At 51.5% G+C, this 16,566-nt stretch carries 16 protein-coding genes and 1 pseudogene; 4 read left to right on the top strand and 13 right to left on the bottom strand.

The window, feature by feature from the left end:
• Window positions 1-137: 137 nt before the first annotated feature.
• Entirely contained in the window at window positions 138-2,999 is a 2,862-nt protein-coding gene (locus tag PP769_RS08385) for a bifunctional transaldolase/phosoglucose isomerase (protein WP_312646595.1), read from the bottom strand.
• A gap of 27 nt (window positions 3,000-3,026) precedes the next feature.
• Window positions 3,027-5,117, bottom strand: a complete 2,091-nt coding sequence (gene tkt / locus PP769_RS08380) for a transketolase (RefSeq protein ID WP_312646594.1) — start codon at window positions 5,115-5,117, stop codon at window positions 3,027-3,029.
• 241 nt (window positions 5,118-5,358) lie between these two features.
• Between tkt and PP769_RS08375 the strand changes: the two genes are divergently transcribed.
• Window positions 5,359-5,553, top strand: coding sequence for a MoaD/ThiS family protein (locus PP769_RS08375; protein WP_312646592.1), 195 nt, complete (start codon window positions 5,359-5,361; stop codon window positions 5,551-5,553).
• 4 nt (window positions 5,554-5,557) lie between these two features.
• A complete protein-coding gene (locus PP769_RS08370; RefSeq protein WP_312646590.1) occupies window positions 5,558-6,493 on the top strand; it encodes a PP-loop family protein in 936 nt (311 codons plus the stop codon).
• A gap of 223 nt (window positions 6,494-6,716) precedes the next feature.
• Here the strand turns inward: PP769_RS08370 and PP769_RS08365 are convergent, their stop codons facing one another.
• The 7 genes from PP769_RS08365 to PP769_RS08335 form a co-directional block, all read right to left on the bottom strand.
• Window positions 6,717-7,151, bottom strand: a complete 435-nt coding sequence (locus tag PP769_RS08365; RefSeq protein ID WP_312646588.1) for a hypothetical protein — start codon at window positions 7,149-7,151, stop codon at window positions 6,717-6,719.
• Between the two features lie 122 nt (window positions 7,152-7,273).
• Window positions 7,274-8,254, bottom strand: a complete 981-nt coding sequence (locus tag PP769_RS08360; protein ID WP_312646587.1) for a flippase-like domain-containing protein — start codon at window positions 8,252-8,254, stop codon at window positions 7,274-7,276.
• Window positions 8,247-9,731, bottom strand: coding sequence for a CDP-alcohol phosphatidyltransferase family protein (locus tag PP769_RS08355; protein WP_312646586.1), 1,485 nt, complete (start codon window positions 9,729-9,731; stop codon window positions 8,247-8,249). Before PP769_RS08355 ends, PP769_RS08360 begins: the two co-directional genes overlap by 8 nt.
• A gap of 10 nt (window positions 9,732-9,741) precedes the next feature.
• Entirely contained in the window at window positions 9,742-10,503 is a 762-nt protein-coding gene (locus tag PP769_RS08350) for a phosphocholine cytidylyltransferase family protein (RefSeq protein WP_312646585.1), read from the bottom strand.
• Entirely contained in the window at window positions 10,500-11,588 is a 1,089-nt protein-coding gene (locus tag PP769_RS08345; protein ID WP_312646584.1) for a pyridoxal-phosphate-dependent aminotransferase family protein, read from the bottom strand. The genes PP769_RS08350 and PP769_RS08345 overlap by 4 nt, the downstream gene beginning before the upstream one ends.
• Window positions 11,589-11,651: 63 nt before the next feature.
• Window positions 11,652-12,233, bottom strand: a complete 582-nt coding sequence (locus PP769_RS08340; RefSeq protein WP_312646583.1) for a thiamine pyrophosphate-dependent enzyme — start codon at window positions 12,231-12,233, stop codon at window positions 11,652-11,654.
• Between the two features lie 151 nt (window positions 12,234-12,384).
• Window positions 12,385-12,897, bottom strand: coding sequence for a thiamine pyrophosphate-binding protein (locus PP769_RS08335; protein ID WP_312646582.1), 513 nt, complete (start codon window positions 12,895-12,897; stop codon window positions 12,385-12,387).
• A gap of 261 nt (window positions 12,898-13,158) precedes the next feature.
• On the opposite strand from PP769_RS08335, the gene queF reads away from it, so the two are divergent.
• Complete coding sequence (queF, locus tag PP769_RS08330) at window positions 13,159-13,563, top strand: preQ(1) synthase (protein WP_312646580.1); 405 nt, start codon at window positions 13,159-13,161, stop codon at window positions 13,561-13,563.
• Between the two features lie 51 nt (window positions 13,564-13,614).
• On the opposite strand, the gene PP769_RS08325 is transcribed toward queF, so the two are convergent.
• From PP769_RS08325 to PP769_RS19745, 4 genes and pseudogenes are all read right to left on the bottom strand, one after another.
• Window positions 13,615-14,733 carry a DegT/DnrJ/EryC1/StrS family aminotransferase gene (locus tag PP769_RS08325; RefSeq protein ID WP_312646578.1) on the bottom strand — a complete coding sequence of 373 codons (1,119 nt, stop codon included), beginning with the start codon at window positions 14,731-14,733 and terminating at the stop codon, window positions 13,615-13,617.
• 143 nt (window positions 14,734-14,876) lie between these two features.
• A complete protein-coding gene (locus PP769_RS08320; RefSeq protein ID WP_312646577.1) occupies window positions 14,877-15,314 on the bottom strand; it encodes a YqaA family protein in 438 nt (145 codons plus the stop codon).
• 11 nt (window positions 15,315-15,325) lie between these two features.
• Complete coding sequence (locus PP769_RS08315) at window positions 15,326-15,463, bottom strand: DUF2835 family protein (protein WP_312646575.1); 138 nt, start codon at window positions 15,461-15,463, stop codon at window positions 15,326-15,328.
• Between the two features lie 34 nt (window positions 15,464-15,497).
• Window positions 15,498-15,557 (bottom strand): annotated as a pseudogene (locus PP769_RS19745) (hypothetical protein); the annotation flags it as partial.
• 217 nt (window positions 15,558-15,774) lie between these two features.
• On the opposite strand from PP769_RS19745, the gene PP769_RS08310 reads away from it, so the two are divergent.
• Complete coding sequence (locus PP769_RS08310) at window positions 15,775-16,563, top strand: inositol monophosphatase family protein (protein ID WP_312646574.1); 789 nt, start codon at window positions 15,775-15,777, stop codon at window positions 16,561-16,563.
• Window positions 16,564-16,566 lie beyond the last annotated feature (3 nt).

Raw genomic sequence — 16,566 nt, 5'->3', positions numbered from 1 at the left:
CCTCCGCTTCCCTGTCCACCAACCCGGTTCACCGTCCTCCTACCTGAGCGTGACTAGGAGCCTGTCGAACTTGGGGTCAAGGGCGGACTATGAACCGATTGGCACATGTGCAACTGACTCCGAAGTCCGGCAGGCTCCTAGTGAACATGCGAACCGATGCTGGCTTCAATTAATTGCTCCAGGCGAGACAACCCCTTTTCAACATCGGCCTCTAGGTGAAGGCGAATGACCCGTCGTTGACGACTACTCAGGCTTTGCATATCGCCCAATGCTTGCGCGGCTTTCAACACGCCAAACGAATATGGTTCACCAGGAATGGAAAGATCTTCCCGATCATCACATGTCACCTGAATAAAAACTCCAGAATTGGGTCCACCCTTATGCAATTGCCCCGTGGAATGGAGAAATCGTGGGCCATATCCTAAAGTGGTTGCAACCTTTTTGTTCTCACGAATGTTGGTGCGCATGCGTTGAAAAATTGCATGAACCGGATCGGTACGTTCCACGTAGGCATTGATGGCCAAATAATCCCCTGATTGGATACGAGCGAAATGCGCGCCCAGCACGGCTTCTAATGAAGCCTTGCCTTTAAGGACAGAGGCGTTCTGCTCATCGGTATAGACGGTCACATTACCATCAGTCAGGAAAGGGAGGGAATCCGGCAAGGTGCCGTTCCGGGTGAAGGCTTCTAAATATTTCTTTGTGTAATCCTTACTTTCCTGAACGTTTGGCTGATCGAACGCATTAATCTCTAACAAAGCTCCGGCCACCGCCGTCGCCATTTCCCATAAGAAAAATTGCTCACCAAGATTAATCAGATCGGCGACGTTGATGCGAATCACCGGATGGCCGGCTGCCTCAAGTGCCTTTACTTTAGTTTCCTGCGTGACATCAATTCCTTGTTCATATCGGATATAGGCAAAGACCCGATCCTGGTCGTAGACCTCAGGGTCTCCTAAGGATTCCCCATCAATGGGAATAATTCCCTTTCCTTCTTTCCCCGTGCTTTCAGCCACCAATTGTTCGAACCACGCACCTAGATCCCATAGTGCCGGCGAGGTCACAAAAGTCAATTTGTCCTTTCCAGCCTTGGCACATATACCCAGGACCGTCCCGAGGATCACACTCGGATTATCCTGAGGGGGCACGCTGGCCCCACAGGAATGACGCATGCGCTCCGCCCGATACAAGAAATGCTCAATATTCACGCCCATTAAAGCGGCAGGGACCATGCCAAAATTAGAAAGAGCCGAATATCGCCCGCCAATTTCTGGAACCCCCGGCAGAATATGTCGGAAACGCAGCTCCTTGGCCACTTGCTCCAGCAACGAGCCAGGATCGGTAATGGCCACAAAATGATTGCCCGCCTTCTCTCCGACAACCTGCCGCATACGCTCAAAGAAATATTTTTGAAACACGAGGGGTTCGGTCGTGGATCCCGATTTACTGGCTACCACACACAACGTTTTTGCCAATTCGACCCGATGCTCAAATGCCCGCACCTGCGAGGGTACCGTACTATCCAAAACATGTAATTCGGGATATCCGGGAATTTTGCCAAAGGTCATCCGGCAGACTTCCGGACACAAGCTGCTTCCCCCCATACCCAGGATCAGAACATCTTGAAACCCTGCCTCCTTGATCTCTTTTGCCAAATCCAGCAATCGGGGTATCGATGAAAGTTGTTGTTCAGTGATTCGCAACCATCCCAAGGCATTCCGAATAATCTCCTGATGAGCAGGATCGTGATGCCAGACAGACGGATCTTTGCCCCACAAACGGCGAACCAGATTGGTATGCTGAAATTCATTGAGCGCCTCGTCAATCTTCGGCTGCAGAAGGCCAACCGAATAGGTGACCCGATCCACTTTTTCCCCCAAGATGATGGCCCGTTTCCGGCTAATCACGCCCATTAATTGATCAAAGGCATCCAAAAATAATTGTGCGCCATCCTTCAGGAGAGTGTCGGTGACCTCCTCCATTGAAATTCCAGCTTCGGCCAACTGCTGCATGGTTTTTTTCGCTTCAGCGAGGCCCTCCTGAATCGTATTCTTCACGGTTCCGCGCGTCCGGAAAGCCGTAAATGTCGCTTCAGGCATTGTGTTCACAGTATCCGGACCGATGAGATTATCAACATAATAAGTATCCGGGTATTTGGGGTTTTTCGTCCCCGTGCTGGCCCAAAGAACCCGCTGGACTCGTGCGCCTTCTGCTTTGAGGGGTTGAAATTCGGAGCTCGCAAAGACTTCCTGAAAGATTTGATAGGCCAGCTTGGCATTCGCAATGGCGACCTTTCCCAAAAGACCTTCCATCATCGCTCGTTGGGCAGGACGGGATTCTTTCGAGATTTTCGTCTCTAATTTTTTATCAATCAGAGTATCAATTCGACTGACGAAAAAGCTGGCCACCGAGGCAATACGATGCAAATTCCCTCTATGCGCTGCCAACCGTTTCAACCCACGGATATAACTCCAGGCCACCTGTTCATACATCACCACACTGAATAACAGAGTCACATTGATGTTGATGCCTTGGGACAGCAGTTCCTCAATGGCGGGTAACCCCTGAGGGGTTCCAGGCACTTTAATCATGACATTGTCCCGGGAAACGGTTTGCCACAAACGGACCGCTTCATCGATGGTGCCTTGTGTATCGAACGCCAAATCCGGGGAAACCTCCAAGCTCACATAGCCATCACGACCGTCCGAGGTCTCATAGACTGTCCGCATAAGATCGGCTGCATCCTGGATGTCTCGAATGGCTACTCCCTCATAAATCTGTTTGACGCTCGTCACCTGAGACGCGACCTGTGCAATCGCTTCATCATAGTCTGCACTCCCTGCAATCGCTTTTTCAAAAATCGAGGGATTCGAGGTCATACCCATGAGGCCGTCCTTCTCAATAAGCGTCTGTAGGTCCCCGGAGGTAATCAAACCACGACGAATATAGTCATACCAGGGACTTTGCCCCATCTCACGAAGTTGGACGAGTGGATTCATGATGGGATTCTCCTTGAAAGGATAAAGTTAGCGGTCAGCGGTTGTCGCATGGGCTTGATGCCGTGCAATCTGCGCCTTGGCCGCTGCCACCACATGCTCAACCGTAAAACCAAATTTTTTAGCTAATTCCTTGAGCGGAGCCGAGGCGCCGAACGATTTCATCCCTATCGAATGGCCCTGAGTTCCGACATAGTTCCCCCATCCAAAGACAGAGGCTTGCTCGACCGATACCCGCGCGGTGACATCTGGGGGAATGACCGAGCGGCGATAGCCTTCCGATTGTTGTTCAAACAATTCCCAGGAAGGCATACTGACGACCCGGCTTTTTATCCCTTCGAGCCCCAATTGCTCATGGGCTTGCACGCACAATGGGACTTCGCTTCCCGTTCCGAGCAATAAGACCTCTGGGCACCCATCTGGAGAGTCAGCCAGGATATAAGCGCCTTTGGCCACGCCGGAGGCAGCCGCATATTTCGTGCGATCCAGTGTGGGAATCGCCTGCCGCGAAACGATCATAATCACCGGTTCATGCCGCAATTCCATAATCACCTTCCAGGCTTCGACAATTTCGTTGGCATCTCCAGGGCGGAACACCATTAACCCGGGAATTGCGCGAAGCGAAGAGATTTGTTCAATAGGCTGGTGGGTCGGTCCATCTTCCCCGACCCCAATGGAATCATGGGTAAAGATATGCACGACGGGGATTTCCATCAAGGCACTTAACCGGATCGCCGGTCTGGCATAATCGCTAAAGATGAGAAATCCTGAGCCATAGGGGCGAACTTTTGACAAAGACAGGCCGTTCAAAATAGCGCCCATTGCATGCTCCCGAACCCCAAAATGGATATTCCGTCCTGATGGATTGCTGCCAGTCAAATCCCCGGCTCCCTCAAAAGTTAATCGAGTCTTCGTGGAGGGAGCCAGGTCTGCGGCACCACCGAAGAACCAGGGAATAGTGGCCGCCAAGGCATTCAAGACGATTCCCGACACCTCCCGTCCGGCAAGTCCCTTGGCATCAGGCGGAAAAACAGGAACTTTACGGTCCCAGCCATCGGGCAATTGTCTATGTTGCATTTGATACAAGTGGCCAGCCAATTCCGGATATTGGGCTTGATATTCTGCAAAGCGGGCCATCCATGAGGTCCGCAACTCTTTGCCTCGTTTCCCGATACCCTGTTGGAAATGAGCCGGCACCTCCTCGGGCACAAGAAATCGTGCGTCTTCCGGCCAACCATAATAGCGTTTAGCCAACCTGATTTCGTCTTCACCTAATGGTTCACCATGAGCGGAATGCGTATCCTGCTTATTCGGAGCGCCATACCCGATATGGCTATCCACAATGATCAACGTTGGACGCTCTGATTCCTTTAAAAACGTCACAAAAGCGCGATCCAGCATCTTGAGATCATTCGCATCACCCACACGGGTCACATTCCAACCGTAGGCAATAAATCTGGTAGCCACATCTTCGCTAAAGGCCAAGTCCGTAGGGCCTTCAATGGTGATCTTATTGTTGTCATAGATCCAACAGAGATTTGATAACTTGAGATGTCCGGCAAGAGACGCGGCCTCGGATGACACGCCTTCCATGAGACACCCATCACCACAAATGGCATACACATTATAGTTAAACATTTCAAAATCCGGCCGATTGAAATATCCGGCCATCCATCGTTGCGCAATCGCCATGCCCACACTGGTTGCGACACCCTGACCTAAGGGACCGGTCGTCGTTTCGATACCCGATGTCCAACGATACTCAGGATGACCTGGGCATTTACTCTCTAATTGCCGGAACCGTTTGATATCCTCCAACGTCACCGAAAGTTCACCCAATCGCTCATATTGCCCGTTCACCGATTTCACGCCACAGAGATGCAACAGAGAATAGAGCAACATTGACGCATGCCCGGCTGAGAGAACAAACCGGTCACGATTCGGCCAGATGGGATCGTCCGGATCAGAACGCAAGATTCGATTCCAAAGCCAATAGGCGACAGGAGCCAAGGCCATCGGGGTACCGGGATGCCCGGAGTTTGCGGCTTGTACCGCATCCATCGATAAGGTGCGAATGGTGTTAATACAAAGCTGGTCCTGGTAATCGCATGCGGGTTTCATTCTTGCTCCTTCGTTATCCAAAATAAGTGAGCTATCTTGCGTGACGGGTTTTCAATTGTGAGAACGGTAAGTATCTGCATCCTATCATAGGTCATCCTTTCACTCTACATTTATGGCCCATGAGGTTGTTCGGCAAACGGACTTGCTGTAAAGCAATAAAAATTCCCACTGGCGAAGACAAAACGTCGCATAATTTAAATCAGTTGCCAATCCCAGGGACCTGTCTTTATGATTCAAACCTATGAAAGTCCATCTTAGTCATCCCACTCGTGACCTGGTCCTTCAAGGCCCCAAACGGGTTGCCGACATTTTCAAAGAGCTCGATTTAATCCCTGAGGCTTTCTTGATCATACGCGGGCAGGATCTCATGACCGAAGACGAAACCGTGGCGGATGGGGATAGCATTGAAATCCGCCCGGTCATATCCGGAGGGTAAACTCATGCGCTGCCGAAAATGTCCAAAACGGGCGGTGCTGGGACTACCAAGGCACAATACAGCGTTTTGTGGGGACTGTCTCACTGAATTTGTGCGAACCCAGGTGCAACGAGCCATTAAGGCTCAACAGATGTTTTCCCCTGAAGACCGCGTTCTAGTTGCCGTTTCCGGAGGAAAAGACAGCCTGACCCTTTGGGAAATTCTCCTGAAATTAGGGTATCGGGTCGATGCCTTGTATGTTGATTTAGGCATTCCGGGTTATTCCAGCCGGTCAAAAGAAAAAGTCGAACAGTTTGCCAAAGTGGTGGCTGAACCCTGCGGATCCCAACTGACGATTCATACCGTGGAAGAAGATGCGGGAGCCGGGATCAAAGAATTAGCAAATCTGATCAAGCGCCCCACATGCTCAGCCTGTGGCACGATTAAACGGTATCAGTTTAATCGGGTGGCCTGGCAAAACCACTACGACGCGATGGCCACCGGCCATAATTTAGATGATGAGGCGGCTAGACTTCTGGGCAATGTCCTGCAATGGCAGGAGGAATATTTGCAGAAACAGTCGCCAAGCCTTCCCGCCTCCGTCGAAGGCTTTGCGAAGAAAGTAAAACCGCTCTACCGCATGACCGAACGGGAAATTGCCGCCTATGCCGTGGTCAACCGGATTGACTATTTAGTCGAAGAATGCCCGATGGCCAAAGGCGCAAAGATGTTGGTATATAAAGACGCGCTTAATCGCTTAGAAGCGGAATCCCCGGGAACCAAGCAACGGTTTTATTGGGGATTCCTTGATAGACAGGAGAAATCGTCCTCTGTGGCTCCATCAATGAGCCAGATCGACCAAACCACCTTGCAACCCTGTACCGTGTGCAGCCAACCCACGACTGCGGGAACCTGCTCATTTTGTCGCATGATGGCCCGCGCCAAAACGGCAGTGAAGTAAGCTCTCTTTTTGACATGGCCGTTCTCGATGCCCTTTAGAGCATCGACGGCAGTTTCGCCACGACTCCCCCTTTTTTTTGGCTCAACCACAAGAGAAAATAGTACTTGGCTTCATAAGCCGGGAACTGTTTTCATGGCTTCACTTCCCATATACCCATTGAGCAGGAGGAGCGATAACGTTTGACCCTTCTACTATAACGAGGAGGAAGTTTGGCGATGTCGAGTTATTCAGGGAGTTCGATGCTGCCCCCTTCGAGGTCGGCATCAATACCGGTCAGTTCCATTTTGTTACCAACCCGCCACCATTCCGGGGAGATTTCAGACAGGGTGCCTTTTGAGGTATAAAATTTTGCAGCAGGGATGGCCACAGCTTGGTGGGGCTTTTTGTGGATTTCCATGACGAGAGTCTTCAGGGTCGTATCTTCCACCTTGACGCTATCCGGCGACTCTGTCAGGACAAAACGATCGCCAGGATTGTGTTCCCAGACGTTGCGTTGCAATTTGGCCACTTCTGTTCCGGTTGGCATAAACACACCCATGCTTAATGCCAGCTTTTTCTCCTCTTCCAACCACTCAATACGAAGCTGTTCTTTTCCGTGAGCGATAAAGACGCCGTCGGTATTCCGAAGGGTATTCTTTCCCAGTTCAATATCCATCATTACCTTATCCTTTCTCGGCAACCATCTGTGAGGGTCCGATTATTCACAATAGACCCGGAGAGTTCAAGTCACCGAATATTTCCACAGAATCCGCCACTTTGTCCCCTACCGTTTCAACGAAGTCACTGGTCCGGCTCACCACCTTGACCTTTCAAAAACATCAGGCAAACAAGACCAAAGACAATCCAGAGAATTTCTCGCATTCGTCGAATAAGCGCAAAGGTGATTCCCGTCACTTCCGAATAACCAAAAGTCATCAATAGTAAGGTGTATCCCCCTTCTTGTGCACCCAGGCTTCCTGGAATGAAAAATGTTCCGCCTTTAATGAGTACCGTGAGCGCCGCAATTGAGAGGGCTACCCACACATCGATCCCCACACCGAGAAAGTAGAGAATGGCATACACCTCAAGCGTTTCCATCATCCACGCCAAAAAAAATAAGGCCAACGCCGCATAAAAGGTCTGCCGGTGCTGAGAATAAAATCCACGGATTGTGCCGTCCAGCTCCTGGAGTTGTGGTTCCCGCTTTTCAAGAAAGGAGAACCTGATACCGCATGCCCGTAAAAGGCCCAAGCACCCCATACCGAGACCGCGACGTTGGAGCAGCACAAACAGCCCGACGCCAAACGCTAAGACTCCCACACTGACCAGCATCGCCATCCAGGAATGACCTGAATCGCCAAGTATCCAAAAAGCCACTGCCAATCCCAGCAAGATAAAAAGCACTTGGGCGAAGGTCATAGCGGTCTTCGCGGTAATCACGGACGCCAACCCATCCACCATTGGCACCCCGTATCGTTTTAGAAGATAGGCCTTCAGGGGCTCCCCGCCGACATAGGCCGTGGGAGTCGTGACATTCACGGTTTCGCCAGCCATCCGGATGGCAAATAACCGCATGAACCCGACATGGCGAGCATGAGAACCCAGAGTAAGTTGCCATCCCATGGCTTCTAACCCGTATACCAGAATCATGGGAAGGAGGATGAGCCCGAAATGTAGGAGACCTAATTGTGAAACGGTATGCTGAATCGGTTCGAGACCGATGTGGAGAACAATCCCGACCAGGGCCGCAAGGCCGACGACCAGGAAAAGCAGTTTAAGCACGAGGGATGAGACTACGGCGGAGCATCCAGGCCATCGACATGACAAAGAGCCACGAGCCAATCGCGGCCAGGGCCAAAAACCAGTGCAGGAAGCCAAAAGCAGCACTTAGTAACACCATGATGGAAAAATCGCGATTGGCGACATTGCCCAACATAAATTCAATATTGGCCCGCTCTTGTTCTGTGAGTTGCCGAATTTGACGAGGACGGGATCGCAATTGCCGCGCATGATTGACTAACAGCAACGACACGACATTCGCTAAAACCGCTGAGGCCCCAAGCAGAAGGGGAAGGTGCGTCTGCTCCCACGGCCCCTGGAGAAATGCCCCGCAGGCAATGGCCGCAAACAACACAATGTGCACGACATTATCTGCCCAAATATCGAGTTCTTGCCCAAACTTGGATTCTGAAAACGTCAGCCGGGCAACCTCCCCATCGCAGCAATCAATGATGACAGACAATTGCAAGATCAGTCCCCCGAGAATGGCAAGTTTCCAGGACCCAGGCACAAAAAGCCCCGCACCCACGAGCCCCACGACCATGGATAGCATCGTAATCATGTTCGGTGACCATCCCAACCGTAAAAACCCATGCGTGAGCAGGCCGGAACATTTACGATTCACATACCGATCCACCAACCCATCCAAACCGCCTTTAATGGTTTGGAGTGCCTCCAACAGCGTCCGCTCAGCAAGTTGGGCCCCCTTAGGCCCACGAACATCTCTAAACCAATGAGATGCTCCGCCAATGGTTTGAATCGTCCCTTCCACTGCCGCTTGCTCCAATGCCAACCGAAGTGGATTAGTGCCATTAGCATGTAACACGCCTGATATTCCCAAAAGCCGGGCAGGGAGAACTAGAAGATCGCCAACCAGCGGCAATCGGCTTCGATCAGGAGTCTGACTTTTCGTTGAGGACTGTGACGTCTGGGATACTGCCTGATCATGGAAGACCACAGTCGAGGTTGATCGTCCCTCCAGGCCCTCAGGACGGAACGCCACCCCGGGATTTCCCCGGTGATGTCCTTCCTCAGGATGACCAACGACTACGACTGCCTTTCCTTGAGATCCTTCAACTCGCAGGCGCTGGATCAATGCGGGAGAGTACACGGTATGGCAACCCACGATCATACAGGCTCCATTGATTTCCTCCGCAAGCGCTTCCCAGGTCTGCGGGTCATGAGGAGGAAATTCCCGAACCGGCAACCAACGAACGGCAGCCTGTACCCGGCTATCTTCACGAAGTAACTGGCGAAGAGCTTGTTCTTCCGGCCCAGCCAACACCCAAATTTGAGAAATTCCGCCTCGCTGCAACGTGAACACCGCTCGTTGAAACAGCGTCATGCCGCCGACACGAGTCAAGGGACTCGGAACCGCATCACCTGTCCCGACGGCTCCGGGATCAAAGACGCCGACCGACGTCAATAAAATTGCCGTATCGACCGCATGGGTGGCTTCTTGTTTAAGTATTCCGTCCATACACTCATTCCTACGGTCTCAGTGTGGTGGCCCTGGTATTCTCCTCTAAGCTTAATACGGCGGGCAAGATCTCAGACTCCGCTCGATCTATATCTTTGGGAAAATCAATTTCTATCCACGGAAGACCCCCGATTTTTTCGTATCCCACCGGCACCTTCTCAAAAAACTCTTTTAGCGCGTCCTCATATTCCATATCAAGCGCTCCAACTGCAACATAGGCCTGAACCGATTGCAACAGTGCTGGAATATCCTGTTCTTGGACTTTGAGAAACCCGACCCCTTCCCCGGCCTCATCATAGGCAGATGGCAGGCTTTTACTTAAGGTAAGGACTCGACCAGCCTTTGCGGCAATCATACACTCTTCCGATTCCTGCTTCACCGTCTCATCCATTAACAAGGCGGTGGGAAAGGGAGAATGAACCAACCGAGCCAGAATCGATGGGGCATAGAGAACATCGGCATCCATAAGCACCACATCATCGTCCATTTCAAACCGTGCCGCCCACAAAGACGTTATGCTCCCACGAGTAAACTGTTCATTCACCACCCATCGGACCTCTTGAACAAACGGGTCAGCGGCCATGGCTTTTCGAATATGATCCTGAGCGTACCCCACCACCAGCACCACCTGGCACACACCCAATTGCCCTAGAGCTTCGACATGCCGGGATAATAACGTCCTTCCCCCAAGATCGACCAGGCATTTCGGTCGCCCTTCTGTCACGCCTTGCAACCGCTTCCCCACACCCGCGGCAAAAATAATTGCCTTCACGCTCTGGCTCCCGAAAGTATGGACTGAAAAGCGGAAAGGAATTCTTCAATATTCTGATTGGTCAAGGCGCCAATATTGGCAATGCGGAACACTTTCTCTTCCAATTGTCCCTGCCCGGCATAGATCACGTATCCGGCCCGTTTTAATTCATCATGCAGCCCTTGGTAGGCACACCCTTCAGGCAGATAAAAGGCGGTTAAGGTATTACTTTGAAGCGTAGGACCTAGTACCGGCTTGACACCCCACTCTTCCAGACGCGTCCGAATGGTGGTGGCATAGCCCTTAAATCGTTGAATCCGGTTGTCGAGGCCTTCTTCTAAGAGTTCATTGATAGCTTCACGGAAGGCATAATAGACCTGCACGGCTGGCGTAAAGGGAATCGTCCCCCGCTCCTGTTCTTCATAATAATTAGCCAAACTCAAATACCAGGAGCGCTTGGGATATTTCATCATCCGCTGCATAAAACCTTTGCGGACCAACACAAACGCGGCACCTGGAAAACCTTGAATACATTTCTGAGCGGCCCCCGCAACCATGTATAATTTATTTCCGGCAATATCCAGGGCCTCTCCCCCCAGGCCGCTCACAGAGTCCACCATAAAGACCCGATTATACCGGTCCACGACCTCCGCCACTTCTTTCACTGGATTAATCAATCCTAGGGTCGTTTCATGATGCACCATGGCGACGGTGTGCACTTCCGGATGTTGCTTCAGCGCCAAATCAATCGTCTGCGGATCAGGGACCATTCCCCAGTCATACTTTAAGTCCGGCGTACCCAAACGCTGCATCGCCAGCATGGAAGACATCCGTTGGCCATACACCCCATTGTTAATCACCATTGCCCGCTTGCCGGTAGGGATACTGGACATCAACGCCGCTTCCACGGCTGCCGTGCCAGAACCCGTCAACACGATTGCAGTGTACTCGTCTTCTTCACCGGGAACGAAGATCTTTAACAATTTTTGCCGAATATCTGCCAATAATTCCGAAAACTCCGACTCTCGATGACAGATATCTGGTTGAAGTAAAGCCTGACGGACTCTTTCAGACACATTGACGGGACCGGGATTGAATAAAATCATGAATCCTCTTCCTTTACAGGCTTACAGGCTGGCGAGTGGGCTTTCACGCGAATACGTGTGCCGTTAGGTGACACTTCCCTTAAACCGTTTCGTCAGCTCAGCTGGACTCAAGTCAATCCGATCCGCATCTTCAAGCTGTTCATTCACCTTGACCAACAAAAAACTCGGCCCATCATCCTCTAACATGGCCTTAAACTCATACACAATATCTTCTCGTTCCCAGACTCGCTCAACATTTTTGTATCCTGCCGCTTTGGCCATTTTATCCAAACCGACAACCCTGGAATAGGTGGGCTGATTTCCGGTAGTCCCATACACCTCATTATCAAAGACCACATGAATGAGATTTTTCGGTCGCAACGCACTAATCGTGGCCAGCGTGCCAAGACTCATCAGCACATTTCCGTCGCCATCAAAGACTACCACCGTTTTTTCTGGCTGAGCCAGCGCCAATCCCAATCCGATGCCCGCCGTCGCGCCCATCGAGCCAATCATATAAAAATTTTGAGCCCGATCACGGAGTTTACAGGCTTCACGTGAGGGAAACCCGTTGCACACAATAAGCAGTTGATCGGTCATCAGTTCCAACATGGCCGCCATCGCCTGCGCCCGGCTCTGCATGACCCCTTCTTCTGGTCCAATCATCGTTGCATCTCCAACACAATGGTTATTTCTTCGCGTTGACACCTACCCTGTTGTCCACAGACAAAACAGGAGTGCGGATTGGCTGCTCTTTCCTCACGACACCAAATCGAGAAACCCGTACAGAGCCATAGGACATTTCCTCAACATCCCACTAGGGCTGAATGGTTTTCACGATGCCCTTTTTCAACAATAAGGCGACAGGGATCCGCTTCTCCATAAAGGTTGTGGCTGTCCATTTCAGATCATCTACGATCGTCTTCGGGGACAGGGTCCTGTGGGGAATCCGTACCGTATCCAAAAGCGTCGTCATGGTTTCCCCCATCACCAGGTGCTCAGGTGCGTCTTTGCCTTCGAAACCACGCCACGATACCAACAGCAAACAGGGAATCTGATAAATCAGATTGAGAGAAACTAGAACATTCAGAGCATTACCTAATCCGGAATTTTGCATCAAGACTACCGGAATTTTCCCACCCAGGTAGGCTCCTGCGGCCATCGCCACAGCCTCATCTTCACGAACTGCCGGGGTATACAACCGTTCTTCGGTTAACTGGGCAATAATTCCCCCCAAAATCGTGTCCGGCACACCGGTAAAAAAATCGAATCCAATACCTTGCAGGCCTTTCACAAAGTCGTCAGCTTCCAACACCGTGATACCGCTCATCGTCTTAGACAGACCTCATAATTCCCCCCCGATTTTTCGACACATGAAATCTGTCGCATACAGAATCGGGGTCAGGGTACGTTTGGATGGTGAATAACAATCGCTTCGGCAAATTACCAAGCGCGCCACAAATGACACGCGAGTATAGCCCAGGGTAGGGGTATTCTCAAGAAACCGGCGGCATAAGGTTGCGGAGAAATTTCAGAAAAGAGTAGACTGGGGGCCTTGCGGAACCATACTAAGGAAACGAGCCATCAACGCATGAAAAAATCGCGCAATTCTTCAAAGTCAGGCTATTCAGAACGGCATGCCAAAAGCGGGATTGCCGATAAATTGCCAAAAATTGAAACCTGGCCGAACCAATATCCAGGCTACGAAATTACCATTGAAATTCCTGAATATACGGCTATTTGTCCCAAAACAGGACTCCCTGATTTTGGCACAATCCGGTTGACCTATGTGCCTGACAAATTCTGTCTTGAGTTAAAATCCCTCAAAACCTATATCCACGCCTATCGAAACCTGGGAATCTTTTATGAGAATGCGGTCAACAAAATTCTGTCCGATTTCGTCAAAGCCTGTCGCCCTGTGTCAGCATGCGTCACCGGAGAATTTACGGCAAGAGGCGGGCTCCGCAGCATGATTCAAGCCCGCTATCCTCAGTAGCGCCTCTCGTTTCCCAATCGGCTTTTCCTCTCCTCTTTGTGATGGTCGCCTTTAACGTCGATCAAAAAATAGTTTGATCGTGTCGACCACATACTGGAGTTGGTCCTGGGTGAGTTCCGGATAAATGGGAAGAGAGAGCACCTCTTGGGAGAGCTGTTCCGAGACCGGAAAATCGCCTTTATGATACCCGAGATCCTGGTAACATTCCTGAAGATGAAGAGGGACAGGATAATAAATGCGATTGCCTATTCCATGGTGGGTCAGGTAGGCACTGAGTTCATCTCGCTCCGAGGTGCGAATGGTGAACTGATTGTAAACATGACTATTGCCGGATGCCACGATCGGCACGGTCACTCGCTCATCAAGACCGTAGGCCTGAAACATCTGTTGGTAAGTGGACGCATGCGATTGGCGCTTCGCGGTCCACTCAGCCAAATGCTGAAATTTCACCTGAAGAATGGCCGCTTGCAGCGCATCCAACCGACTGTTTATCCCGATTAAATGATGATGATATTCTGATCGGCTCCCATGCACACGCAAGAGTCGTAGTCGCTCGGCCACCCGCGGGTCTCGAGTCGTAATCAACCCGCCGTCGCCAAATCCCCCTAAATTTTTCGATGGGAAAAAGCTGAAGCCCCCCGTGTGTCCGAAGGCTCCGGCCCGGACACCGTTTCGAGACGCACCGATGGCCTGGCAGGCATCCTCAATAACCGGGATTCCCTGTGCATCGGCAATCTGAAGAATCATTTCCATATCCGCACATTGTCCAAAGAGATGGACCGGAAGAATGGCTTTGACATCTGAAGTGAGGCTATCCCCTAACCGTGTGGGATCGAGATTAAACGTATCAGGCGTCACATCGACAAACACCGGACGCGCATGAAGCCGGGAAATCACTCCTGCAGACGCGAAAAATGTAAAGGGGACCGTCACAACACGATCGCCCGGCTGAACTCCCACCTCCATCAACGACAACAACAACGCATCGCTTCCTGAAGCCACCCCAATCGCCTGGTCTGTGCCAATGTATGTCGCTAGGGTCTGCTCCAGGTTCTGAACGTGGGCGCCCAGAATAAAACTTTGCTCCGCGCACACCTCTTCCAACACCACCTGGATGTCCTTTTTGATGCTGGCGAATTGGGATTTCAAATCAAGAAGGGGAACATTCACAATATGACGCCTCCATAATAGGCTGGGAACTCTAGAGGAATTGGTCGTTTGGAAAGCAATTTATCAAAAAGGAGGCAATTAAGAGGCAAGGCCAACCATACCAACAACGTTTTTTGAATGCTATAGGCAGGCGCCTGCGTCGTTCACCCGCCATTGCTGGGTAACAACGCGAACAAAACCACATACCGGCACCCTTTGCCAATCCCAATACACAATAGGGCACGCACCCAGCCCATCCGCAACCATCCTGCCGCGATACACAGCGGATCCCCAATAACCGGCACCCAGGACAATAACAGCACCGGACTACCCCACTTTCGAATCCGTTCCACGGCCAAATGGTGGGCTGGCTTGGTGAATTCATGGAGTGGATACCACCACCCGATAAGCCACCCCAAGGCCCAGGAACTCATCCCACCCAGGGTATTGCCTGCCGTCGCCGTAGCGAGCAGACTCCAAGCCGGAAGATGCCCCTGTGCAGACAAAATAACGAAGACGACCTCGGAGCTACCCGGTAATATGGTTGAGGAAAGAAACGCACTCAGAAATAATCCGACGAGGGAATACCCATCTCCAGTCATAGCGGCTGCACTTACCTGTCTTCCTGTGCCAGGCGAATCGAATGAAACTTCAACCCCGCATCGAAGGTGATCTCAAAGGTCCCCTGGATCCCCTGATGCGAGACAAAGGGACGAAGCACTCTGGCGGGGAAATTGGATCGTCCGACCATCGAGTGACTGCGCCACCACAGATTCCACCACACCCTGGTAATAGGCCTGAAAGCGTTCAGGTGAAATTTTCAGCCTCACGGTTACCGTTTGCATATTACGTCCCGGAAATTCTCCCCACGCCTCATTCCATGCACCCAAACCCTTTCCTTTCCCCCCCATACAGTCAATCTAGCCTCAGACGCACCTCTCATGCTATGAACTGTTACGATCGATGCCTTAAGCGCGCTCCACACTTAACCGATGGTCTGGGGTACAATATCAAGAGAGAACATTTACTCCCTATGGCCAATGCACCACATCCATTTTGATTATGACTGATTATCGCCAAGAACTCTCCATCATCCGACAAGCCCTGCTCCGCGCACGTGATTGCCTTCACAGAATCCAGTATGAGGGATTAGTCGTCCAGATCAAGCCGGACGGATCGCCAGTGACCAATGCCGACCTGGAAGTCAATCGCATCGTCCAGGAAGCCTTGTTCGCCGTCTATCCTGATGATGGCTGGCTCTCGGAAGAATCGCCAGACAACCCCATCAGACTGAAAAAAAACCGTGTGTGGATCCTGGATCCCATTGATGGGACCAAACCCTTTATTAAAAACCTCCCACAATTTGCGATCTCCCTTGCCCTCATCGACCATGGACAGGCCTCAATCGGAATAATCTTCAATCCCGCCACCCAGGAATATTATTGTGCCGTGCGAGGTGAACCGGCGACCGTCAATGGCTACCCCATTCATGTCGGCCAGACTACCGGACATCGCTTGTCGTTCCTGGTGAACACGGGCCCCATTGACCGCTCCACCATTCGCACCTGGGGAGAAACCGCCCATTGCCGCAATCTTATGGGTTCCATTGCATATTCATTGGCACTGGTGGCTGCCGGACAGATTGACGGGGTGATCAATATTGGCACACAAAACGAATGGGATATCGCGGCTGCGCTCCTTCTGGTTCAAGCGGCGGGAGGGGTCGTCCTCGACAGAGACCTGAAACCCATTCAATGCAACCAACCTCATCCCATCGTCAATGGCATCATCGCCGCTCGCCCTGATGCCCTCCCGGTGATCCAACAACTTCTCGGCAGCCTCCCTGGCTAACAT

The sequence above is a fragment of the Candidatus Nitrospira allomarina genome, from assembly GCF_032050975.1.
Classification (GTDB): Bacteria; Nitrospirota; Nitrospiria; order Nitrospirales; family UBA8639; genus Nitrospira_E; species Nitrospira_E allomarina.
This window is presented reverse-complemented; position numbering and strand designations above follow the sequence as displayed.